Below are 25,755 nucleotides of genomic sequence, written 5' to 3'. Positions count from 1 at the left end.
TGATTTTTTACCTAAAATTTTGATTGAGCCGAGGCAAAAAGATACCAAGAATGATGCTTTTAAATAGAGTTGTATTATCATATTTATTGTTATTGGGGTTTGTAGGATTTTGGAGTTGTCAGACAAAGAAAACTGTCGAAAAATCGAAAAAAGATTCGGTAGTTATAAAAAAAGATACCATTACAGTCAGCAAACAGCCAAAAATTACTGAAGTAGAGCTACGAATGATTGAGCAAGGTTTGGTCGATATTCAAACCCTTGATTCGACAATAATGGTCGAACTAAAATATTCTACAACTGATAATTTTGTAAAAGCCGATGTTTATGGCGATCTGACTCATGCTTATCTACAACAAAAGCCTGCTGAAATGCTTGTTGAAGCTAATAAGATTCTCCAACAAAAATATCCAAATTATAGGCTTTTGGTGTATGATGCTGCACGCCCGCTCGCGGTTCAGCACACACTTTGGAATTTACTAGATACAATTCCGCCCAAAAAGCGAGAAGATTTTGTTGCTAATCCAGCAATTGCATCGATTCATAATTATGGATCGGCAGTAGATCTAACTGTGTACGATTTGGAGTCTAAACAACCGCTCGATATGGGCACTAAATATGATTTCTTTGGCTATTTGGCATACCCACGATTAGAAACAAAAATGCTAAAAGAGGGAAAACTTACCGAACAACAAATTGCCAATAGAAAAGTATTGCGAGAAGCCATGATTGCTGCAGGTTATATGAGAATCGAGAGCGAATGGTGGCATTTTAACGCAATTTCTCGTGCAAAAGCAAAAAGTTTGTATAAGATTATTGAATAAAAAAGAAAAAGCAACTTTCTATAAGATAGTTGCTTTATTAATCACCTAACCACTAAAAAGTATTATGAAAAATATATAATACCGGTAATTTTTATTATTATGCAATAAATGCAGTTAACTACGAATTTTTATAAAAAGCAAATTTCTCAATCACAGTTTTAACTTTTCTACGAGAAATTTCTATGTTACTTCCTCCATCAAATGCGATAGCATTATTGTTTGGTTCTACATTTATGCTTTTGGCATATCGAATATTTATTAGATGAGATTTATGAACTCTTATGAATATCGAGTTATCTAATATTTCTTCATAATGCTTCAGTGTTCTGGCTGAGATATACCTCTTTGTTTGTGTATATACTACCGTATAATTGCAGTCACCTTCGAGTCTTACAATTTTTTCTACAGGTACACTTACAAACTTATTGGAGTAATGTAACTTTATCTGTTTCCTTTTTCGTTCTTTGTTTTTATCAACAATGCAGTTCGATGTATGGTCTAAGTTTTTCATGGTTTTCAGAGTTTTGTTTCAACAAACATAACCCCTAATCGACAAAAATCAAGTACTTGCCGGAAAACCACAAAACAATAATTGCTTGTTTATCAAATAGTTACACCTATTTGTCAAGTAAAAATACGTAAAAACCCTTAGTGAAATAGGTGTTTTTACGTAGACACTTTTTTGTATTTACAACGTAAAAATATGGGAGAATCTGACATTATTTGTATCTTTGCACATAAATTTATTAAACGGTACTCGGGTGTTAGATAAGATTCAAGAATTAATAGGAGAAGTTGATGCTGTGGTGGTTAGCAGCAAAGACGATTTAGAAAAGTTTCGGATTAAATATATTAGCCGAAAAGGGATGCTCAATGATCTCTTTGATGAGTTTAAGACTGTAGCTAATGATCAGAAGCGTGCGGTCGGACAAGAACTCAATAAACTGAAAAATCTTGCCGAACAAAAACTTAGAGATTTTACAGAAGCTCTTGAACAAAATGCGGGCGACTCGCAATCGAATAACATCGATTTGACGTTGCCGGTTGCACCAAATTTTGCAGGTTCGATCCATCCGCTGACACTCACTCGACAACGAGTACTTGAGATTTTTGCCCGAATGGGCTTTAATCATGAAGATGGCCCTGAAGTCGAAACCGATTGGTATAATTTTACGGCTTTGAATTTTCCAGAAGACCACCCAGCCCGTGAAATGCAAGATACGTTTTTTGTGGAAAAGAAAGACATCCAGAAAGATGACGTTTTGCTTCGTACGCATACATCAAATGTGCAAGTACGATTGATGGAACACAAAAAGCCACCGATTCGCTCGTTGATGATTGGTCGTGTGTATCGAAATGAGGCTATTTCGGCCCGAGCTCATTGCCAGTTTCATCAGATTGAAGGGCTTTATGTAGATAAAAAAGTGAGTTTTAAAGATCTGAAAGATACACTTTATCATTTTGCGAAAGAGATGTTCGATAAAGACACTAAGATTCGTCTACGTCCGAGTTACTTCCCTTTCACTGAGCCGAGTGCCGAAATTGATATTTCTTGTTTCATCTGTAAAGGATCAGGTTGTAATATTTGCAAACATTCGGGTTGGGTAGAAATTGCTGGTTCTGGTATGGTTGACCCCAATGTGCTAGAAAATAGTGGTATTGATTCGGAAGAATATACAGGTTTTGCTTTTGGAATGGGAATTGAGCGTATTACGATGCTTCGCTACGGAGTGAAGGATTTACGCCTATTCTTTGAAAATGATGTAAGATTTTTAAGACAGTTTGAGGGAGCGTAAAACCCCCAACCCCTAAAGGGGAGCTTTTTTCGCACGAAACAAAAACGGTTAGTTTTCATCAATGAAAACTAACCGTTTTTGTTTTAGCCTCCTTTAGGGGCGGGGGGGCGTCGAGTGGGTGTACATTTTACTCACAAAATCCCAACAAATAATTCCAACCGTCACAGAAATATTCAATGAATGTTTTGTGCCAAATTGAGGGATTTCTAAGCAATTATTGGCAGTTTCTACAACTTCTTGATTTACGCCAAAAACTTCATTTCCAAATACAAAAGCATATTTTTGGCCTTTTTCTGGCTCGAAATTATTCAGTTTTAGGCTGTTTTCTACTTGTTCAACTGCTAAAACCATGTAGCCATTGGCCTGCAATTCTTTCACGAGTTCAATTACATTTTCTCGGTATTCCCAAGCTACCGAATCAGTAGAACCGAGGGCAGTTTTTTCAATTTCTCGGTGCGGAGGAGTAGCCGTGATGCCGCATAAAAAAATCTTTTCCACCAAAAAGGCATCAGCCGTGCGGAAGGCCGAGCCTACGTTATTCATACTTCTAATATCATCCAGAATGATACAGAAATTATTTTTGTTGGTTTCTTTAAAGTCTTCAATCGACAAGCGATTGAGTTCGTCCATTTGGAGTTTTCTCATCTTTTAAAATTTTGTGCAATTTACCAAAAATAAAGATGCAGTGTGAAAATCATACACGGAGTGATATTGAAATATTGATTTACAGCTGAATATTATAGGTAGATTTGAATAAAAATTTCTTTACTGATTTCTCCTGTGTGTAAATCTGGATTAACCGAATATTTAGGCATTTCGTCTTCGAATTCGTCTAAAATTTGTCCAAAAATATTCTTCGTTTTTAGTGATTCTCGAAGAATGATTTCATTGCCAAGCACTAGCCTGATTTTTTCCCAATCATTATTGAAGTATTCTTGTAATAATGGAATAATTTTTCTCGAAAAAACTTGCGATAAATCTTTGACAGACTCGCAATGAATAAAATATGCGTGTCCGATACAGTGCTCTTTATCAATCAAAAATTCGATTCGTTGATTGATTTTATTGATGAGTTTCTCGGTGCTTATTTCTTCGATGTTGGGCAAAAGGTGAAGCTGTGGACTCATGTGCATGAACTCGAAACGACGACGAAGTGCCAAATCGAGCAAGGCAATCGAGCGGTCAGTGGTATTCATCGTGCCTACAAGGTGAAGATTGGCTGGTACCCCAAATATTTCTTTCGAGTAAGGGAGTGTAAGCCATAGTTCGTCTTTTGCACCGATCCGTTTATTATCTTCGATAAGAGTAATTAGTTCGCCAAAAACTTTTGAAATGTTTGCTCGATTTATCTCATCAATAATTAAAAGCTGACTTCCAGCCCTTTTAAAATTTGCTTCTCTATTCTCTTTCGAATCTGTTTTACACTCAATAAAAGATTGATAACCAGCTTTTTGCAAGGCCATTAGGCAAGAGTGGTAAAAAACTCCTTTTGAAACTTCATAGCATAATTGTCCGTTTTGGTTTACAGGCCTTATTCCTTCCATGAATTCTTCATAACTGTACGATTGATGAAAAGTAATAAACTGAAAATCAGTTTGTTGAGCAAGTTGCTGCGTTTCAAAAGTTTTGCCAGTTCCTGGTGGGCCAACATAAATAAGATTGAGCGGAATATTGAGTTTCGCCATGTAGGCTGGTTCATCTTCTTGAAGTCTATTCAAACTTTGGGTATGAAACTTTTCGTTATCAGGGTTGCCGATTTCCCAGAAAAATTCATTTCTAAGGCTTTCGTTTTCGGCAATCTGATACATAAAATGATTATGAGATTCTTTTTTTTTGCTTGAGGCTGCAGTAGCTTTGAGTTCTTCGATGCAATGCTGCCATACACTCATGATTTTGGTATCGTTGAGTACACGTTTATTTTCCGAAGGAATTTTTATGGAAATAAAATCCGAATTATCAGAGAGTGATAAGATTTTGACTTCTTTATATTTATTAAAAAGGGAAATGTCGCGTTTAAAAAACATTAGTTCGAGCCAAACTCCGCTTTGACGATAAAGCTTTAGAGCTGCATAGAAGTTGATATTTGCCGTCAGAGCTTTGTCTTTTCTGACCGAGAAAGCAATTCGTGGGTCATCGATATCAACATTAATGATTTCGATGAGCTCTTGTAACAGGCTAAAAAATCTTAGGCAAGTTTCACGGTCATTGATTTCTTGAATTTTTCTTAAAAGCAGTTCTTTTTGTTCGGCAAGGAGACTCATGTTGTTTTCTGAGAGGATGTATATTTTGCAAAAGTATTTAATTTATTGCAACATTTTTTTTCTAAGCAACGATATTCTGATTAGTGCTTTTAATCTCCTACCTCAGAGCATAGCTTTTGTATATTCTGTAAATGCTTTTCAAATATTCTGTATTTTTATCAAATCACCCATTATTATTCTGTTTGTTTTAATATATCCCCCTATATTACATAATTTTTTGTATTAATATCTGCGGTTAATATTAGATTTTCATTAGAAAAATTCTTTAATTATTATAATTATTTAAAATAGTGCCTATTTTTACGTCAGTATTTTTTTTATTAATCAAAACAACAAACTAAATGAAGAAGAAAAAACTACTTCTTAGTATGCTCGGGTTACTCCTTTCTTTTGCCATATTGGCACAAAGTAAGAGGGTTACAGGCAAAGTAACATCGTCAGATGATGGGTCAGCATTACCAGGTGTATCTGTGCAAGTGAAAGGTACAACAAGAGGTACACAAACAAACAATGATGGTAATTTCGCCATTGATGCCAGTTCCAACGAAACTTTGATTTTTAGTTTTATTGGTATGCAGTCTTCAGAGGTTGCTGTTGGTGGTAAATCAGTAATTAACGTAACACTTGCCAATGATGGTGTTCAATTGGAGCAATTGGTAGTTGTTGGTTATGGTACGCAAAACCGTAAAGATGTTACTTCGGCGGTTTCAACTATCAAAGGTGATGCCATTAAGTCGATCCCAGCTCAATCATTCGATCAATTACTTTCGGGTAAAGCAGCTGGTGTAAACATTAGTATTCCAAACGGGGTATTAAATAACCCACCAGTTATTCGTGTACGTGGTTTCAACTCAATTACTTCGAGTTCTTATCCGTTAATTGTAGTTGACGGAGTTATTGTTTTCTCTCAAGATGCAGGTGCTACTGGGCCAGGAGGAATTGCATCAAATCCACTTTCAGACATCAATCCAAACGACATCGAAACTATCGACATCTTGAAAGATGCGGCTGCGACTGCTATCTATGGTTCACGTGCGGCTAATGGTGTATTGGTTATTACTACTAAAAAAGGTAAGGCGGGTAAATCTACAATCACGTATGATACAAATGTTGGTTGGACTACACCTTTTAGAACATTCGATTTATTGAATGCTTCGGAGTATATCATGATGAAAAATGAAGCAGAACGCAACCGAGCTACTTTGGCCGGACAAGCATACAGCCCGTTGTATTTTGAAAACTTAGATCCGAATGGCAAGCCTTATGATACAAACTGGTATGACTATGCTTTCCAAACTGGTTTCCAACAAAGCCATAATATCAATATTTCGGGAGCTACACCAAAATCATCGTACTATTTTTCGGGTGGATACACTAATCAAGAAGGTTTCTTGCAGAGAAATACCTTTGAAAGAAAAAATGCTCGTTTGAATATTAGTCATAACGTAACTGAGAAATTAATCTTCGGTGCAAACGTAACTTACAGTTCATCGGATGCTTTCTCTCCAAACAGTGGCTCGTTGGCTGGTACTTCATTTAATACAGGAGGTTTAGGTCGTTTACCATTGGTAACTGCTCCAAACATTCCTGCATTTTTACCAGATGGTTCGTATAATATTAATACTACAGGTGGCTTGGCAAACAGCCCAGGTAACTTATTAAATAGAGACCGTAGTGGTTTTTATAATGCCGCTGTTTTATTAGATTTAGATAAAGCAACAGCACAAAGTGACCGTTTCTTGTCTAATATTTATGCAACCTATAGTATTACTAAAAACTTATCTTTCCGTACTGATTATGGTATTGACAATCAAACTGTTGATTCTCGTACTTTCAATAACCCAATTCACGGTGATGGTTTTGCAGCCAAAGGTATTGCAGCAAATTATCTTTACAAAAGTACACGTTGGACATGGCAAAACTATTTAAACTATAACCAAAAGTTTGCCGAAAAACACACTGTGGGAGCAACGATTGGTACTGAGCAACAATACACAAAACGCAATATGTGGAGTGCGTCTCGCCAAACAGTAGCTGACCCATTCTTTAATACATTTGAAGGAAATTATACTGTAAATAACAACCCTCCATTTAATTTCTTGACCGAAAATGGTTTCCAATCATACTTTGGTCGTTTGACGTATGACTTTGCGAAGCGTTATTATTTTACAGCAAGTTTACGTCGTGATGGTCTGTCGGCTTTGGCTGCAGGCAAGAAATTCGGTAATTTCTATGGTCTATCAGCTGGTTGGAATCTTTCTGAAGAAACATTCTTCAAAGATGCTCTCGGCGATAAGGTTTCTACTTTGAAATTCAGAACAAGTTATGGAAAAGTAGGTAATGCTGGTATCAGCGATTTTGCTTCTTTGAGTTTGTATGATTTTGGTAATTATGGTGGTTCGGCTCCGGCTTTATTTTTCTCGCAAGCGGGTAATCCTGATTTGAAATGGGAAACAAGTACAAAATTGGATATCGGTTTGAACTTCGGTTTCTTGAATGATAAAATCACTGGAGAATTGACTTACTACAAAAACAATATTGATGGTTTGATACTTAATTCTCCTTTAGCTCCATCAATGGGCGTACCAGGAAACTCAGTTGCTAAAAACGTAGGTTCGATGTATAACCAAGGACTTGAATTTGCTATAAATGCTACAATTATCAACAACAAATCGTTTAAATGGAATACAGCGTTTAACATAGCAAGCCAGAAAAATGAAGTTACAGCTTTGGCAGAAGGAAACTCTGATATTTTTGGGGTAACTTCATTAGAAACGGCCAATATCACAAGAGTTGGTAATTCTTTAGGTAGCTTGTATGTAGTAGAAACAAGAGGCGTGAATCCTGCGACGGGTCAACGTATCTTCGTAAACGGAAAAGGACAAGAAGTTCAGTATTCTCATGCAGTTCCTACGGGCAGAAGCCGTTGGACATTCCTTGATGGAACAACAGCACCGGCAATCACAGCTGCTTCTGATTCGAAAATCATGGGTAACACAATTCCGAAAGTATATGGTGGTTGGGATAATAATTTAAGCTACAAAAAATTCGATTTATCGATTAGTTTGATTTATGCTGCTGGTTTCTACGTTTATAATGGTACAAAAGCAGGTTTGCACGACCAACGTTTCTGGAATAATGCATCTGATATCTTAGACCGTTGGACTGAATCAAATACAGGTGGTTCGTGGCCAAGAGTTGTTTATGGCGATAATATCTCGAATGGTTCTTCATTCCCAATTTCAAACAATGTTGAGAAAGGAGATTTCATCAAATGCCGTAACATTGCTTTGGGCTACAACATTCCAGCGAGCCTAATCAATAAAATTAAAATGACTAATGCACGTGTGTTTGCTCAAGTAACGAATGCCTTTATGATTACAAACTATTCAGGTACTGACCCTGAGGTATCAACAAATGGTAACTCAAACTTAGCACCTGGTATCGACCGTAACTCAGTACCACAAGCCAGAACATTTTCTGCTGGTTTAAGTCTTACATTCTAATTATTGAAATCTAATATCATGAAAAATACAATATATACAAAGCTACTCGTGACTGCCATGTTGGCATTTTCGATAAGTAGTTGTAAGGATGATATCCTTGACCCAGTTCCACAAACGTCGGTTTCTGATTTAAGTGCCTACGATACCCCAGATAGAATTGAATCATTAGTTAATGGTCTTTATCGTGGTGTTAAGAATGGTAACTTTTTAGGTGGTCGTTATTTTATTTATAACGACATCAGAGGTGAGGAATTCCTAAACCAAACTAATAATGGTGTAACTGGCCTTCAGACTTGGAACTTCACGCTCAATGCTTCTTCAAACGAAGTAAATAACCTTTGGTCAACGGCTTATGCTTCTGTCAATAACATGAATTTGTTTTTGGACAATGTTGATGCTGCTTCGTCTAAAATTACTGCCGAAAAATTGGCTAATTACAAAGGTGAGGCTCGCTTCTTGAGAGCATTGGCTTATTTTTCGTTGGTAAATATTTACGCACAGCCATTCACAAAGGATAATGGTGCTTCTTTGGGCTTACCATTACGCTTGAAAGGTGAAAATGGTTCGGGTAATTCAAATAACTTGAAACGCTCGACGGTTGCTGAAGTGTATACTCAAATCTTAGATGATTTGAATTTTGCTGAAACTAATTTGCCTGCCAACTACGCTTCGCAAGATTTGAACGTAACGAGAGCTCACAAAAATACCGCTATTGCCTTGAAAGTAAAGGCATATTTGGCAATGGGACGCTACGCCGATGTGGTGAGAGAAGCCGAAAAGATTGTTCCGGCTGCAGCTCCGTTTAGAGCTCCTACTGGTGTAAGACACGAATTGCACGCCAACTTTGCGGCAATTTTTACTACTTACAGAACACTTGAATCTATTTTTTCAATGCCAATGGCAACTAATGATGTTCCAGGAACTCAAAACCAATTGGCATTCTATTATTTGGCTGGTCCAGTAGGCGGGGGTGAATTCTCTGTGAATCCAACGGGAATCTACGGCTCGGCAAATTTTGCAGATACCGATGACCGTAAGCGAATTATAGTGGCAAACGGTACAAGATTATACCTCAATAAATTTACAGCACCATCACCATATATCGACTGGGTTCCTGTAATGCGTTATGCTGAGGTTTTATTAAGTTATGCAGAAGCTAAGGCTCGTTTAGCAGCAGGTGTTGATGCTTCGGCGATTGCTCTGCTGAACGCGGTGCGTAGCCGCTCAAAAGGTTCGGTGTTAGCTCCAGCAACCAAAGCTGATTTGATAACAGCAATCCTGACAGAGAGAAGAATTGAGTTTATGGGCGAAGGTTTACGTTCGTTTGACATCACTCGTACAAACTCTTCTTTCCCAGCGAAAGGGCCAGTTAATGCAGTTCCTCCGACTCAGTCAGAGTATATTTGGCCAATTCCAACGACAGAATTGAATGTAAATAAAGATTGTGTACAGAATCCATAAATGATTCTCTGTAAAACTTCTTTTTTAAACGCCGTATGAAGACCCATACGGCGTTTTCTTTTGTTAGGGATCATAGGTATAAAGAATAGTTTAATTGACAATATTTTGCCAGAGAGAAACACGAAGTACGAAACGGAGTTGCACAAGGCAAACAGAAAAACTCGGTGAAGCTCAGTGTTTTCTTAAACTCTGGGCAACTCCGTGGCAACCGATACTCAGTACAAAAAACACTATCAGTTTAATTTTTAATGTTACTTATTTAATTGAGAAAAGCCTTTAGAAATAGTACAAATTGATAAACGAATAGAACAAAGGATTTTCGAAAACTTTAGACCTTCAACAGGCCAATATAAGCGTGTAATACTAAAACTATTCTTTAGCATGAAGAAGTGAATTTAAAGTATCAGCAAGCGTTTTTTTGCATAAGTTTACATCAATATAAAGCTGTTTTGTTGCTTATTTTTATTGAAGAATATTTAAAGGAAAAACGTTATAGTTGAGAGCCTTGGTAATATGGGCAATATTAGAAAAGTACAATTTGAGTATTTGTTATAAAAAGATCTCTTTACTCTTGAAGTATTTTATGATTATATATTTTGATAAACAAAATTTAACCTAAGTAATGTCTATTTATTTTGAAATGATGTATATGGAAAAATGACTTTTGTCGAAATAAAATTATATATTAGTAGGTTTGCATACTATATTTGAACTTTTTTAAATTGTATTTTTTTAAGAATTTTTATGTTTTTACTTTATTGAGTAAAAGTACTTATTTTGAGCATAATGATGTATATAAAAATTAGGTATTTTAGTGTAAATGCCATAATATATTTTGTGTAATTGTGGGTTTATAAAATATATGATAACTATTGTATTTATTTTATAATAAAATTAACTATATTAAGAATGTTCTCGAAAATGGTAAATTTATTTCGTCATTTCTGAAAAATGTTATATGTTTAATTCAAGAAACTACAATAGTACTATTTTATCGTGTATTTAAAATAAGTATTTTTGTAACAGTTAATTATCATTTAATAACCTAAACTAAAATGTACATGAAGAAGAATCTACTTCTTAGTTTGCTGGGAGTCATCATGTCTTTTGCTGTAATGGCACAAGGCACGAAGATAACTGGTAAAGTAACGTCATCTGATGATGGCACAGGATTGCCCGGTGTATCGGTACAAGTAAAGGGTACATCAAAAGGTTCCCAGACAGATATAGAGGGGAAATACTCTATTGAAGCTCCTGCTGGTAGCACTTTGGTGTTTAGCTTTGTTGGAATGAACACCCAAGAAGTAAAAATCGGTACTCAGACAGTAGTGAATGTTTCACTTGGAGCTGATACTAAACAACTTTCAGAGGTAGTTGTAACAGCTCAGGGTATTCAACGTGAGAAACGTGCCTTGGGTTATGCCGTTACAACTGTTGATAAGAAAAACATCGAAGACCGTCCACAAGCAGACGTTGGCCGTGTTTTGCAAGGAAAAATTGCTGGTGTAAACATCACATCAACATCAGGTGTGTCAGGTACTGGTACAAACATTACAATTCGTGGTTATTCTTCAATTACAGGTTCTGTACAACCACTATTTGTAGTTGATGGCGTGCCATTCAACTCAAACACCAACACTCGTGGTGGTTTTACTTCAGGTGGACAATCATCTTCAAGTCGTTTCCTTGACCTCGACCCTAACAATATCGAAAACATTACGGTATTGAAAGGTTTAGCTGCAACCGTAACTTACGGTGACCAAGGTCGTAACGGTGTAATTTTGGTAACAACAAAGAATGGTAGCAAGAAAGCTCGTAAAACAGAATATAACGTTACTCAATCATTCTTTACGAACACTGCTCATTTACCGAAATACCAAAACTCTTATGTTGGTGGTTTCCAACAAAACTTAGGTTATTTCTTTAGTAACTGGGGACCATCTTTGGAAGAAGCCAGAACTTATGCTTCGCAAAGTAGTAATGCAGCTTTGACAAATCACCCTTACGCTTTCTTCAGTAATGCAGGAATCAGAGCAGCAATGGCTGATTATGTTGCTTCGGTGAGTCCTTATAAAATGGAGATTTTCCCGAATAACGTAAAAGATTTCTTCCGTACAGGTCAAATTTCAAATACATCATTAAATATTGCAGGTGGTGGCGAGAAAGTAGGTTACAATGTATCGGCAGGTTACAACAAAGAGGGCGGATATATTCCAGAAAATAACCTAACAAAATTAAACTTAGGTTTAGGCTTAAATGCTCAAATGAGCAAAAAGCTATCGGTAAATATGTCGATTAACTTTGCAAATACTGACCAATCTTCACCTCCATTGAGTGCTGGTCAAGGAAATAACGCCAATGATTTCCCTTCGGTATTAGCTAACGTAATGTACACGCCTCGTCAGGTTGATTTAATGGGCTGGCCTTTTCAAGACCCAACTACTGGAAATTCAGTTTATTTCCGTAGTGGTAATGATATTCCAAACCCAAGATGGGTATTGGCCAATTATAAAACTACTGGTGTTGTAAATCGTATTTTTACAGCTACTACTTTTAACTATGATATTGCTAAAGATTTATCATTGATTTATAAAGTTGGTTTGGATACGTATGATGAAGTACAAGAATTTAAGATTGGAAAAGGTGGAGCTCAATTACCGAATGGTTTGTATAATACCTTGAACTTCAAAAATACAATCTGGGATAATAGTGCTATCTTATCATATTCTAAAACTTTAGGAGATAAGTTCACTTTAGCTGGTAAATTAGGTGGAAACATTCGTAATGATAGATTTAGTGTATATAATATAAATAGCCAGAATCAATTGGCAAGAGGTTTGTTTGTACACACTAATTTTATTGATAACGTTGCATCAAGTGGTATTTCTGAGCAAACTCGTATGGGGGTTTTTGGTGAGATCACAGCTGATTACGCTAATTATTTATTCGTTAACGTAGGAGCTCGTAATGACTGGACTTCAACAGTTGAAAAAGAAAATCGTCGTATCTTATACCCATCGGTTAGTGCGTCGTTTGTACCAACTACAGCTTTCCCTGCATTGCAATCAAATGTATTGAATTTCTTGAAAGTGAGAGTTGGCTATGGTACTTCTGCAGGTTTCCCAGACCCTTACAGCACCAGAAATGTATTGAATCAGAGTGCAAGAGGTTGGTTGAATGCTGCTGGTACAGCCGTACAAACTCACTCAGTTGATAATACATTAGGTAATCCAAACTTGAAACCTGAAAGACACGAAGAAACTGAGTTAGGTATCGAAGGTAAGATGGCAAACAACAAAATTGGCTTTGATTTGACATTGTATCGTCGTAATACAAGAAACTTGATCACAAGAGCTCCTTTGGATGCTTCAACTGGTTACACACAAACAACTATCAACATCGGTAAGATTCGTAACGAAGGTATTGAGTTTAGCTTGAATGGTACACCAGTAACATTGAGTAACGGCTTCTCGTGGGAGGTTGCAGCTACTTATTCTCGTAACTTGCCAAAAGTTATTGATCTAGGTGGAACAATCCAAGAGGTACAAATCACTGGTTTTGGTTCAGCATTGGGTAACTATGCAATTGTTGGACAACCGTTTAATATCATCAAAGGAACTGGTTTCCGTAGAAACGAAGCTGGTCAGTTGTTGATTGATGGTGGTGGTAACTTACAGTCAACTCCTTCTCCAGTTATTCTTGGAGACCCGAACCCTGCATTTAACACAAGTTTGATTAATACTTTCAACTATAAAGGACTTTCACTTAACGTGATGTTGTCTTACCGTCATGGTGGTGTAATCTACTCATCAACTGCGGGTGCATTGTTAGGTCGTGGTCTTACAATTGAATCAGGTACTGAGTCTGGTTATGATAGAGCTCAAACTTTTATTTTCCCAGGTGTGAAAGCTGACGGTCAACCAAATGATATTCAAATCACAGGTTCGGATGTAAACTTCAATAACGTTTACTTCTTCGGTGATGAAGGTCGTATTTTTGATGGTTCAACTATTCGTTTACAAGAAGTATCATTGTCTTATGCTTTGCCTAAAAAATTATTCGGTTCATCTATCGTAAAAGGTGCTTCGATTTCTTTCTCAGGAAATAACTTATGGTATAAGTCTTTGAATATTCCAGAAGGTGTAAACTTAGACACTGATAATTTAGGACTTGGAGTTGGTAATGGTCTTGGATTTGAATTCTTGACAGGACCAAGTGCAAGAAGACTTGGTGGAACATTAAAGTTGACTTTCTAAGAAAACGTTTTGCTTAGATTTTCAGCATCATTCATTTAATCAGTTAAATCATAATAAAAGATGATAAAGAAACTTAAAATATCATTATTGGCTTTATGCACGGTATTGGTAAGTTCTTGCGAGTTGGATTTATTAGACAATCCAAATGCCGTAACAACAAACAATACTGACATAAACTACCTACTTAATCAAATTCAGGTAAGTTTCCCAGGCCACTTCAACCAATTTAGTGGAGCAGATATGGGGCTTATTCGTATGATAAATCAAGGTGCAGCATTTTATGACAATGCAGTTACTCCTGGAGGTTTAGACGGTACTTGGAATACCGCTTATGCGAATATTCTGAACGACGTAAAAACGTTGATTCCTTTGGCCGAAAAATCAGAATTATTCGTACACGCAGGTGTTGCTCGTACAATCCGTGCGGCAGTATTGGCTAATTTGGTTGACCATTTTGGTGATGTACCTTACAGCGAAGCATTGAATGCTGCAAACTTCAACCCTAAAGTTGAAAGTGGAACGACAATTTATGCAGCAGCAATCAAAGACCTTGATGATGCGGCAGCTAATTTTACAGCAAGGTCAAAGGGTGGTCTTTCAAGTGATTTGTATTATGGTGGTGACGCTGATAGATGGCTCCGTGCAGCAAATACATTGAAACTGAAATTACTTTTGAATCGTCGTTTGATTGATGCAGCAGGTTCAACTGCTGGAATTAATGCTTTGATTGCAGGTGGTAAATTAATTTCAAATAATGCTCAGAACTTTGTTTTTAGATTTGGAACTAACCTTACTAACCCAGATACTCGTCATCCAAGATACCAAGGACAATATTTGCCAGCTGGTGGTGGAGATTATCAATCAAATGCCTACATGGGAATTATGTATGATAAAGCTGACCCACGTATTCGTATGTATTTTTATCGTCAGACAATCAGAAATAGTACTGATGTTAACCAATTACGTTGTATCACAAACTCTAAGCCTAATCACTATTCGGTATCTGATTACTTCTGTGTTCCGACGCCAGTGGGTTATTGGGGACGTGACCACCTAAGCAACGAAGGTATTCCACCAGATGGTTTATTACGTACAGCTTGGGGACTTTATCCGGCAGGTGGTTCGTATGATAATGATGCAGGTAGAGGGGTTACACTAGGTGCTGGAGCAGGTGGTGCAGGTATCCACCCAATTTTGATGCAATCATTTGTTGATTTTATGTTAGCTGAGTCAGCTTTGACATTGAAAACTACGGGTTCACCAAAAGCATTGCTTGAGTCAGCTATTCGTAAGTCAATGGCTGATGTAAGAGCTACTGCATTAGGTACTTCGGAAGCTTCAAAAATTACAGCTTTTGAAGCAGATAAGAAAATTGTGTGGGCTGATGAAGTTGACAAGTATGTGGCTGCAAGATTAGCTGACTACGATAAAGCAACTACTGATGCAGACAGATTAAATATCATTGCTAATGAGTATTGGTTTGCTTTGTACGGAAATGGTATCGAAGCATACAACATGTATCGTCGTACGGGAATGCCACGCAATATGCAACCAGCTTTAGACCCAAATCCAGGTGCATTCGTGAAGTCATTCTTCTACCCAACGGCATTTATTGCTCGTAATTCGAATGCCAAGCAGAAAGCAAACGTAACAACGCCTGTTTTCTGGGATAATGGTTCGGCAGGTACGTTGAAGTAATCACTTTGATATTTATTTAATTCAAAACTTGAAAATATTATGAGATTTATAAAAGAAAGTTTGAGCATACTGTTTCTTGGAGCGATGATGGCTTCATGCGAAACACAGATGATTGAACCAATTGATTTGGAAAACTTAGAGCAAGGTGGTTATATTCGTACAATATCGCCATTATCAGGAACGAGTGCCGTAAGGAATTTCAATGTTAGCAAAGCCAATATGGCTGGAACTAAGATGGAAATTGTTGCAGAAGCCGTTACACCAGATAAGGGAGCATTATTTGCTTCTTATGACTTGGTGGTGAAATTTGTTGATTTAACTCCTGCAAATGGAAACAAATCGACTACTGATGCAGCATTGAAGAGTATTCCAGCGTCGGCATTTACAAAAGATGCAACAACGGGATATCCTAGAGGCACAATCGCAGTTACAGGTGCTGAGGCACTTGCTGCAACCAAAGTCGCCGCTGCTGATGTTTCAGTTGGTGATAGATTTGATATTACTGGCACAATGAAGCTGACAAATGGTAAATCGTTTACTGCTTCAAATACTGGTGCAAATATTACGGGTGGAGATTTTTATGCTTCGCCATTTGCATACCGTTTGATAGTAGTTCAGTAAGATTATAGTTTCAAAAAAGAGGGTGCTTCGTAATGAAGTACCCTCTTTTTGTTTTATAATCTCAACCTAAATCAGCTTTTGTGCGTATGTTATTAAGAATACTTTAAACAACAATTATCTTGTAAATGTTAATAAAAGCATAGATAATAATGTAAAACAATAAAACCCTGAAATAATATTGTTTTTTGTCGAAAATAAGTATTTTTGTCATAGTTGAAAACTCTAAATCAAACGTATATTATGAAGCACAGACTATTACTTAGTTTGTTAGGAATATTTATCTCTGTCGTTGCGTTGGCACAAGGGAAGAAAATTACGGGGAAAGTTACGTCACCTGATGGGGGAACTCTGCCAGGAGTAACGGTCAAGGTAAAGGAGACTTCAAAAGGAACTCAGACCGATATTGACGGTAATTATACGATTGAGGCAGTTGCTAATGAAACATTAGTTTTTAGCTTTGTTGGTATGAACTCAAAAGAAATTAAGGTTGGTAATCAGTCGATTATAAACATAATACTTGAGACCGACACCAAGCAGCTTTCTGAAATTGTGGTGACGGCTATCGGTATTCAACGAGAAAAGAAAGCCATTGCTTATGCCATTTCAAATGTTAAAGCCGAAGATTTACAGCAACGCTCAGAGCCAGATGCCTTACGTGCCTTGACTGGTAAAGTACCGGGAGTAAATGTGGTAGCTGGTGGGGGAGCCCCTGGGCAATCAACCAGAATCACGATTCGTGGAAATACTTCATTTTCAGGTAATAATCAGCCTCTCTTTGTGGTTGATGGTATTCCGTTTGATAACTCAGTAAATGCAACTGATGGTTTTAATCAAAATACAGTTACCTCTAATCGTGCGTACGATATAGACCCCAATAATATTGAGTCGCTAACGATTTTAAAAGGTGCAGCGGCATCAGCGTTGTATGGCTCTCGTGCGGCCAACGGAGTAGTGGTAATTACTACTAAGTCGGGCAGTAAAAGTGCTAAAAAAGGTTTGGAAGTAAATTTCAATTCATCGTACTCGGTTGAACAAATTTCAACCATTCCCGATTATCAAAATACCTACACACAAGGTTTTGAGCAAACATACAGCAACGGCTCAATCGGAAACTGGGGAACCGTTTTTCCATCAGAAGTAACACGAGTTAATCAATCGTTGGGTTTTGTGCGTTATTACGATGTTATCGAGAGTGGTTATCCAGCTGGTTTTGTCTCACACCCATTAGCAGGAAGCTACGGTTCTGCCCAAAATTATCCTTCTATTTTTCCGCAGATTGTAGATGGTAGAGGAAGGGCAGTAGGTGTTCCGTTAGTACCACACGATATTATTGGAGGATTTTTTCGTACGGGCAATGTCGTCGAAAACAGTATCAACATTAGTTCTACAGGCGATAAAACTACAATTAGTGCAGGAGCCTCACGAATGACAAACGAAGGTATTGTACCAAATTCGGGAGCAAACCGAACAACTCTCAACTTTGGAGGAAATGCGACGTTGGTCAATAAACTTAACATCAACGGAAATGTCAATTACGTAAATACCAATCAATCTTCACCGCAGTCGGGTGCGGGTTTCTTCTCCGATTATACAGGTGGTTTAGGAACAGGCTCTATTTATTCTCGCCTGTTTTATATGCCTCGAAACTATGATTTGATGAATTATCCATTTGAAAACCCCGTAACTGGAAACAATGTTTTTTATCGTGGAGATGCCGATAATCCATTGTGGACAGCAAAGTATAATGTCTATAATAGTAATGTAAATCGTGTTTTTGGTAACTTAGCCTTAAATTATGATGTATTACCGTGGCTTAGTCTCACAGCAAAAGGTGGTGTAAATACCTATTCCGAGATTCGAAGAGATGTGTATCGACCAGGAGGTAATTTAGTGCCGTTGGGGCAGGTAAATCGCCGAGATATTACTAATTCTGAAATAGACTTTACTTTCTTGGCATCGGCCAACCGAGACATAAACGAAAAAATTAACATGCGTTTATTGGTTGGTTTCAATGTGAACCAACGTTACCGCAACTTTAGCTCAGTTTTAGGACAAAAAGTAATCGACCCTAATCTTTTGGTTATTACAGGAACTGACGCACAGACTGCCTCTGAATACAGTGAAAGACGCCATCTCTACGGAATGTTTGCCGAATATGGTGTTTCGTACAACAATTATGCATTCATTACTGCAACCGTTCGTAACGATTACTCTTCAACTTTACCCGCAAGCAATAATAGCTACCTTTATCCATCGGTGAGTGGTTCGTTTATTTTTACGGAAGCATTAAACTTACCAAAGAATATTTTGAATTTTGGAAAGCTGCGTGCCAGCTATGCCAAAGTAGGCAAAGACGCCGACCCATACAGTGTTTTTACTACCTACAACTTTAATGTTCAGTACTACAACGGCAAGCCAGTTCCTGCCATTAGCTTACCATCTTCTTTAAACAATACCACACTCAAACCTGAGTTTACGGCAGAGGTAGAAATAGGTACTGAATTACAATTCTTCAAAAATAGAATAGGTTTAGATGTGGCAGTTTTCAACCGAAACTCCACCGATTTGATAGTTCAGGCAACAATTCCGAGTTCTTCTGGTTTTGGTTCAAAACAAACTAATGCTGGAAAAATAAATAATAAAGGTATAGAAGTTGGGTTAAATTTAGTGCCACTTAAATTCAAAAATTTCACTTGGAACTCCTTCGTGGCCTTTACGCAACTTCGCTCAGAAGTAATTGATGTTGGTACAAGTGGAGAATTGTTTTTGGGAGGAACGGGCCTTTCTTCGCTCGGAACTATGCACCGAAATGGCTTTCCATTTGGTATGATTTACGGCTCACGTATTGCTCGTGACGATGAAGGTAATTACCTGATAAATCCAACTACTGGTTTGACGATTATCAATCAAGTTTCTGAAATTTTGGCTAATCCTGCTCCGAAATTTACTGTTGGCTGGACGAATACATTTACTTATAAAGCTTTCACACTTACAGCATTGATGGATTATCGTCACGGTGGAAGTATGTTTTCCTCGACAGCGGCTTCATTATTGCTTCGTGGTCAGCTGACAAGCTCGGAGGATAGAGAAGGGTTGAGAGTAATTCCCGGTGTTTTAGGCGACCCCGAAACTCAAAAGCCATTACTCGACGAAACTGGTAAGAAAATAAGAAATACCATACCGCTTTCTGCTTTCCAATATCATTTTGCTAATGGCTTTGGAGCTTACGGTGCCGACGAAACCAATATTTATGATATTACCACTATTCGTTTGCGTGAGGTTTCAATGGGTTATAATTTCCCGAAACCACTTCTGAAAAAAATATTACCTTTTGTGGGTACATTTAGGATTTCAGCATCTGGCCGAAATCTGTGGTTTTATGCCCCAAATATGCTAAAAGGATTGAATTTCGACCCAGAAGTATTATCTGATTTTGCCGATTCAAACGTGCAAGGTTTTGATTTGGGTGCATCACCATCAACACGCCGTTTTAGTATCAATCTCTCGGCTTCATTCTAAATTATAATTTTTTCAGTACATTAAGTAAAAGAAGAAAAAATGAAAGGAAGATATATATCAATAACCGCAATAACTGCCATCATTATTTTTGTGGTAAGTGCTTGCCAACTCACCAACTTAGATATCAACAAAGACCCTAATAGTCCGACTACCGTTTCGCCGAGATTATTATTACCAACTGCTGAATATGCCGTTATAAACGCAACCACAGCTTTGGGGCAAAATGCGATGGGTTTTGCGGGAATGCTTACCAGTGCCGATGATTATGACCTTTCTAACCAGTCATATAATGGCCTTTGGAATAGTTTTTATCAAAGCATGAATAATGTAGAGGCCATAATAAAAAGTAGCACAAATAGTCCGCATTACTTAGGCGTTGCACAAGCATTAAAGGCCTTTGCGATGGGAAATTTTGTAGATACTTTCGGAGATGTTCCGTATTCGGAAGCGTGGCAGGGAAATGGTAATAACACACCAAAATTTGATAAAGATGCTCAGATATACGAAGATTTGATAAAACTTTGCGATGTGGCCGTTACGAATCTATCAAAGACTACTCCTGAGCCATTAGACCCAACCGCTGATTTTATGTATGGTGGTGGCAGTGGCGGGGCCGCGAAATGGATTCGATTTGCAAGGACTGTAAAAATTAAACTATTACTCAACTCACGAAAGGGAAGAGCCACTGGAAATGCCGATTTACGCACTGCATTAGCTGCTGGAGGGTATATCACTAGTCCTGCTGATGATTTTACTTTTAATTTTAGTACATCTGCATCGCCCGTTGATGGTCGTCATCCGTGGTTTCAGAGTGCTTACCTAACCACCAATAGTTTTCCTTACATCAGCCATCAATTGATGCAAGAAATGTTGTTTAACCGTGACCCAAGACTGGATTTCTATTTTTATCGACAGACAGCGAGCATACTTGATGTATCAAACCCAACCGATAGAGGTGTGATTCCTTTCGGAGGTACTTATTTGGTGCTAAAACCTGCCTTTTGGGCAAGATGGAGACAAGTTTTTGGCCGTGAAACAAGAGCTGACTCGCTTTACGTTGCTGGTTTTTTTGGGCGTGATAGAGGAGATAATACTGGCCAACCACTCGATGGGAATTTACGCACAGCTCCTGGGGCATATCCAGCAGGTGGTTTGTACAGCGGCCGAAATACTGTTGCCCGTACGCTCACAGGTGGAAGTGGCTCAGGAAACGGAATTTTTCCGCTCTTGACAAGCAATAATGTTAAATTTTACCAAATTGAGTCAATCTTAGATGGCGGAGGAACAGGAAATGCACGAACCATTTTTGAGGCGGCAATAAGAGAGCATATCGCACGAGTAGTTGCTATCGGATTAAGAGTTGACCCAACGAATGCTCAAACACCACCTGCTTCATCAATCAATGAATATGTGAGTAGTGTATTGAAATCGTATGATGATGCTACCACCAATTCGGCCAAACTTAATGTGGTAATGAAGCAGCTATGGTTTTGTTCGTGGGGACAAGGACAGGAAATTTGGAATGCCATGCGTCGAACAGGTTTCCCTACAACTATTAACAAACCAATTATTAAGCCACCACGTCAGTTTGCTTTGCGATTACCGTATCCGTCGCAAGAAGGGGCAATTAACCCCAATGCTACGCCAAAACTAACAGAAATAATTTTTGACAGAGACCCTATTTTTTGGGATACTGTAAAGTTAAAGTGGGAGTTTTAATATAGCCAACTTGCAGAAAATCATTCAATTAGATAGCTTTTAATTTTTAAGATATAAATGAAAAAAGTATTAGGTTTAACATTCATTGTTTCGCTCGTATTGGCATTCGGAGCTTGTCGAGACGAATCACTCAATCCAGTGCCTGCTTGGGAGCCAGGTGTGCATGCTTACACCGTTTTTGATGGTATTTTGTTTAATGGGAATGTGCTTGAAAGGCCGCAACCCTATGAAGTCGAAAACGCAAGAAACTTCCCGAGAGCAGTGCAAGGCTCGGCAAGAATAAATTTTAAGATACGCTGGGTTTCGATAGATAAAAAGTTGACTGTAAGTAAAATTGATATTTATGTGAAGATGTTAGAGGCCTATAATGACCCAGACGGAAATCCAAAAGTAGCTGATTTGAGTGGTAATGGAAAAGGAAAGCTGCTAACAACCATCTCAGCACCTGCCGAAAACCGTGTATGGAATCTTTTCAGTATTACGCCTGACCAAGTTTATAATCTTTACCGAACCGCAACCGTTAAATATGATAACGTAAATAGCGTTAATGTTTTTAATAACCCTTCACGTCCACGCCCAGTGGGAGCGAGGTTTCGTCCGCGTGAAAGAGCTGCTTACGGTGATGTTGATGCTGATAAATTTGTCATTACTTGGGTGCTGACCACAACAAATGGAGCTGTATTCAACACTTGGAATTTTGATGGTATCTGCAATGACCAAACGGCAGTTTCTGAAGCAAACTCAAATTGTGAGCTTGGTTTTACTGTCAGATAAACGGTTTTGATAAAAATCTTGTAAGTAGTCAGTAATTTTGTAAATATCTTACTGACTACTTTTTTTTACTTCAATTCACTTGCTTTTATTTCTTTTGTCCAAAGTTCTTTCCCATCCTTATCCAAAACATTAATTTTCAAAACTCGGTCATTTCTTTTTCCAGAAACTTCCAATAATCCGTAATTGTGCTTGGTCACGCTTGTACCTTCTACATAAGGCGTATCTTTTTCTTCTTTTACAGGCCCCGATGGCCCCGAAGTAAGGGCCGAAACCGTCAAATCATACAATGGATAAGTGCCCGCACGCTCAGTTTTGCAGAGGGCCGTCCAGTGGCGGTCGCCGCTAATAAATATCACTCCCGGAATTTTTTCTTTCGTAATTAAATCAAAAAACTGATTGCGTTCTTCTTCGTAATTAGCGTAGTTTTCAAAAATCTTAGCAGGATTTCCCACCTGACCACCCACAACCACAAACTTGAATGGTGCATTTGAAAACTTCATGGCATCAATCAACCATTGCATTTGTTTTTGACCAAAATAATCTCTCGAACCAGTTGTGCGGTCGTTTGGCGTTCGCCACCAACGGTCGTCAACTAAGAAAAACTGACAGTCTGCCCACTGAAACGAGCCTGTAACTCCCTCATTATCAAAAGCATAATTCAGGTTTCCCCAAAAAAGTTTGAAGGCATCGAGTGTTTGTTGTTTACTCACAAAACCTCGGTCAGCATCATTCGGACCAAAATCGTGGTCGTCCCAAATGGCGTAGTTATGCACATTTGCCAAAAGTGGTTGCATTTCTGGTAAAGAGCGAGTGTGCGTATATCGGTGTAAAATACCCGTTTTTGTGTTCCAATCAGCTTCTCTCAGATAGGTGTTATCGCCGCTCCAAACCATGAAGTCTGGTTTTGATTTATAAATACTTGTAAAAATCTCATACTCAGAGCCATACGGTTTTCCTGGGCGGTCAAAGGCCTCTTCGTTCACATAAGTACAACTTCCAACTGCAAATTTGAATGCTGGTGGGTCGGTTCGCCATTGCCAAAGGGTTTGCGTTTGGAATTCGAGCGGATAGCTAAAATTCACTTTCTTTTTATCGACATAAACCTCATAGGCGTATTTTTTGCCCGGTAAAACCTTATCAGCAATCAATTTTGCTACAAAAACATCGGTTTTATTGGTTTTGACTTCATCGGTTGAAAACTTTACGGCAGAGTTTTCTTTGTCCCAATAAACAAACTTTACGCTGGCTTCTTTTTGGGTTTGAACCCAAAGCAATACTTCTTTCATTTCCGAGTAACCAAGCATTGGGCCCGACTGGATGGTCCCAGATTGGATTTGAGCGAAAGAAGATATGGAAAGGATAAAAGTAGATAAAACTAAAATGAAGATTTTTCTCATGCTGATGATTGGTTAATTTTAGGCAAACTCCAACAAATAAGGAGTCTGAAAACGGTTCAAATTTACAGGATTATTTCAAAAGCCTGTATTAATGTTTTGTAAAACTTCCAATTTGTAGCTTCATTCGTATATCCTTTATTCTTTACTTTTCCATTTCAAAGATTAGGCGTACTTTTGTAGAAACTTTTATTAAATTTTAAAATGGAAATCAAAGGAAGACTTATTCACGTATTAGCCGTGCAATCGGGCGAAGGCAAAAATGGACCTTGGAAAAAACAAGATTTTGTAATAGAAACAGACGGACAATACCCAAAGAAAGTATGTCTTACGATTTGGGGAGATAAATTTAATGAAACATTTTTGACAGTAGGAAACGAACTTTTAGTGTCGTTCGATGCCGAAAGTCGTGAATATAATGGTCGTTGGTTTACAGACTTAAAAGCTTGGAAAATTGAGTTGGCAGGAAGTGGAGAAGAATCTGCCCCAGCTCCAGCACCATATAGAGCAGCTGCTCCTGCTCAACCAACTTCGGTAGCTTCAGAATTTGCAGTTTCTGCTGAAGGTGATAAAGACGATTTACCGTTTTAACCTTCGGCTTCGCTCAGGTAACGGTAGTTTTTTTATTAAAAAAATTCAATGAAAGTGAATTTACTCAATCATTCACTCAATCAATCATTGAAAATTAAAATCGTATGTTTTCAATACAGAATATTGGCGTTGAAGCCTTAGCCGAGCAATTCGGAACACCAGTTTATGTCTATGATGGACATAAAATCGAAGAGCAAATCGCAAAAATGCGTACTGCGTTTGCTGGAACGAATCTTAAAATAAAATATGCTTGTAAGGCACTGACCAACGTTAGTATCATGAAATTGATGCGTAAAAATGGCGTTGATATTGATGTGGTTTCGATGCAAGAAGCTCATTTGGCTATTTTGGCAGGTTATGAGCCACATCAGATTCAGTACACACCAAGTGGTGTGGCTTTTTCGGAAGTGCAAGAAGCCGTTGAAATGGGGCTACGAATGAATCTTGATTCATTGCCATTGCTCGAAAAATTTGGTCAAACTTACGGTAATCGCTTTCCGATTTGTTTGCGAATCAATCCGCACATCATGGCGGGTGGAACACTCAAGATTTCGACAGGACATAAAGATTCAAAATTTGGGATTTCGATTGAGCAGGCCGAAGAAATTAACGCTATTGTGCAGAAATATGACCTAAATGTAGTGGGTTTACACCAACATACTGGTTCTGACTTCAAAAATGCCAATGTAATCATCGAAGCCGCCGAAAAGCTTTTCGAGCTTACTTTTAAGTATTTTCCAAACATTCAGTTCATAGATTTAGGTTCGGGTTTCAAGGTAGCTTACAAAGAAGACGACCACGTGACTGATATGGAAAAACTGGGCAAAGAAGTGGTGAAAGTTTTCAATGATTTTTGCGAAAAATTTGGCCGTGAAGTAGAACTTTGGTTCGAGCCAGGCAAGTTTTTGGTAAGCGAAAGTGGATATTTATTAGTGAGAGCCAATGTGGTCAAGCATAACCCAGCACGTAATTTTATTGGCGTAGATTCTGGTTTAAATCACCTGATTCGCCCGATGATGTACGATGCTTATCACGAAATCATCAACGGTTCAAATCTTGATGGTGAAGAGAAAGAAATGTATGACATTGTGGGCTATATCTGCGAAACTGATACTTTTGGGAAAGATAGAAAATTACCAAAAACCAAAGAAGGCGATATAATGGTGATTAAAAATGCTGGGGCTTATGGTTTCTCGATGGCATCAAACTATAATTCACGTTTTCGCCCAGCCGAAGTTTTGATTTACAACGGACAAACGCACCTAATTCGCCAGCGTGAAACAATGGAGGATATTCTGAAAAACCAAGTGGTGATTGATTTGTAAATTTCTTATATTT

General features: G+C 38.0%; 16 protein-coding genes. 12 read left to right on the top strand and 4 right to left on the bottom strand.

What is annotated here, in order from left to right; genetic code table 11:
* Positions 1–50: 50 nt before the first annotated feature.
* Positions 51–821, top strand: coding sequence for a M15 family metallopeptidase (locus ACOVO2_RS13020; RefSeq protein WP_421770398.1), 771 nt, complete (start codon positions 51–53; stop codon positions 819–821).
* A 118-nt stretch (positions 822–939) separates the two neighbouring features.
* Here the strand turns inward: ACOVO2_RS13020 and ACOVO2_RS13015 are convergent, their stop codons facing one another.
* Positions 940–1,332 carry a LytR/AlgR family response regulator transcription factor gene (locus ACOVO2_RS13015; RefSeq protein ID WP_421770397.1) on the bottom strand — a complete coding sequence of 131 codons (393 nt, stop codon included), beginning with the start codon at positions 1,330–1,332 and terminating at the stop codon, positions 940–942.
* Between the two features lie 250 nt (positions 1,333–1,582).
* Between ACOVO2_RS13015 and pheS the strand changes: the two genes are divergently transcribed.
* A complete protein-coding gene (gene pheS / locus ACOVO2_RS13010; protein ID WP_421770396.1) occupies positions 1,583–2,617 on the top strand; it encodes a phenylalanine--tRNA ligase subunit alpha in 1,035 nt (344 codons plus the stop codon).
* Between the two features lie 93 nt (positions 2,618–2,710).
* On the opposite strand, the gene ACOVO2_RS13005 is transcribed toward pheS, so the two are convergent.
* Positions 2,711–3,262: an RNA methyltransferase gene (locus ACOVO2_RS13005; protein ID WP_421770395.1), complete on the bottom strand. Its 552-nt coding sequence runs from the start codon at positions 3,260–3,262 to the stop codon at positions 2,711–2,713.
* A 92-nt stretch (positions 3,263–3,354) separates the two neighbouring features.
* Entirely contained in the window at positions 3,355–4,878 is a 1,524-nt protein-coding gene (locus tag ACOVO2_RS13000; protein ID WP_421770394.1) for an McrB family protein, read from the bottom strand.
* A 341-nt stretch (positions 4,879–5,219) separates the two neighbouring features.
* Between ACOVO2_RS13000 and ACOVO2_RS12995 the strand changes: the two genes are divergently transcribed.
* The 8 genes from ACOVO2_RS12995 to ACOVO2_RS12960 all read left to right on the top strand — a co-directional run bounded on the left by ACOVO2_RS12995 (position 5,220) and on the right by ACOVO2_RS12960 (position 22,432).
* Entirely contained in the window at positions 5,220–8,384 is a 3,165-nt protein-coding gene (locus tag ACOVO2_RS12995) for a SusC/RagA family TonB-linked outer membrane protein (protein WP_421770393.1), read from the top strand.
* An 18-nt stretch (positions 8,385–8,402) separates the two neighbouring features.
* On the top strand, positions 8,403–9,845 hold the full coding sequence (locus ACOVO2_RS12990) for a RagB/SusD family nutrient uptake outer membrane protein (protein ID WP_421770392.1): 1,443 nt from the start codon (positions 8,403–8,405) through the stop codon (positions 9,843–9,845).
* A gap of 1,061 nt (positions 9,846–10,906) precedes the next feature.
* Positions 10,907–14,101 carry a SusC/RagA family TonB-linked outer membrane protein gene (locus ACOVO2_RS12985; RefSeq protein ID WP_421770391.1) on the top strand — a complete coding sequence of 1,065 codons (3,195 nt, stop codon included), beginning with the start codon at positions 10,907–10,909 and terminating at the stop codon, positions 14,099–14,101.
* Positions 14,102–14,161: 60 nt separating this feature from the next.
* Positions 14,162–15,799: a SusD/RagB family nutrient-binding outer membrane lipoprotein gene (locus ACOVO2_RS12980; RefSeq protein WP_421770390.1), complete on the top strand. Its 1,638-nt coding sequence runs from the start codon at positions 14,162–14,164 to the stop codon at positions 15,797–15,799.
* A gap of 39 nt (positions 15,800–15,838) precedes the next feature.
* Complete coding sequence (locus ACOVO2_RS12975) at positions 15,839–16,420, top strand: hypothetical protein (protein WP_421770389.1); 582 nt, start codon at positions 15,839–15,841, stop codon at positions 16,418–16,420.
* Positions 16,421–16,660: 240 nt separating this feature from the next.
* A complete protein-coding gene (locus ACOVO2_RS12970; protein WP_421770388.1) occupies positions 16,661–19,939 on the top strand; it encodes a SusC/RagA family TonB-linked outer membrane protein in 3,279 nt (1,092 codons plus the stop codon).
* Positions 19,940–19,978: 39 nt separating this feature from the next.
* Positions 19,979–21,658, top strand: a complete 1,680-nt coding sequence (locus ACOVO2_RS12965; RefSeq protein WP_421770387.1) for a SusD/RagB family nutrient-binding outer membrane lipoprotein — start codon at positions 19,979–19,981, stop codon at positions 21,656–21,658.
* Between the two features lie 57 nt (positions 21,659–21,715).
* Positions 21,716–22,432: a hypothetical protein gene (locus tag ACOVO2_RS12960; RefSeq protein ID WP_421770386.1), complete on the top strand. Its 717-nt coding sequence runs from the start codon at positions 21,716–21,718 to the stop codon at positions 22,430–22,432.
* A 65-nt stretch (positions 22,433–22,497) separates the two neighbouring features.
* Here the strand turns inward: ACOVO2_RS12960 and ACOVO2_RS12955 are convergent, their stop codons facing one another.
* Positions 22,498–23,829 carry an alkaline phosphatase D family protein gene (locus tag ACOVO2_RS12955; protein ID WP_421770385.1) on the bottom strand — a complete coding sequence of 444 codons (1,332 nt, stop codon included), beginning with the start codon at positions 23,827–23,829 and terminating at the stop codon, positions 22,498–22,500.
* 201 nt (positions 23,830–24,030) lie between these two features.
* On the opposite strand from ACOVO2_RS12955, the gene ACOVO2_RS12950 reads away from it, so the two are divergent.
* Together ACOVO2_RS12950 and lysA are read left to right on the top strand one after the other, a co-directional pair.
* A complete protein-coding gene (locus ACOVO2_RS12950) occupies positions 24,031–24,417 on the top strand; it encodes a DUF3127 domain-containing protein (RefSeq protein ID WP_421770384.1) in 387 nt (128 codons plus the stop codon).
* A 104-nt stretch (positions 24,418–24,521) separates the two neighbouring features.
* On the top strand, positions 24,522–25,742 hold the full coding sequence (gene lysA, locus ACOVO2_RS12945; protein WP_421770383.1) for a diaminopimelate decarboxylase: 1,221 nt from the start codon (positions 24,522–24,524) through the stop codon (positions 25,740–25,742).
* Positions 25,743–25,755: the final 13 nt, after the last annotated feature.

Source organism: Emticicia sp., assembly GCF_049241225.1.
Taxonomy (GTDB): Bacteria; Bacteroidota; Bacteroidia; order Cytophagales; family Spirosomataceae; genus Emticicia.
Note: the sequence above shows the minus strand (reverse complement) of the source record. Positions and strands in the feature narration are given on the sequence as shown.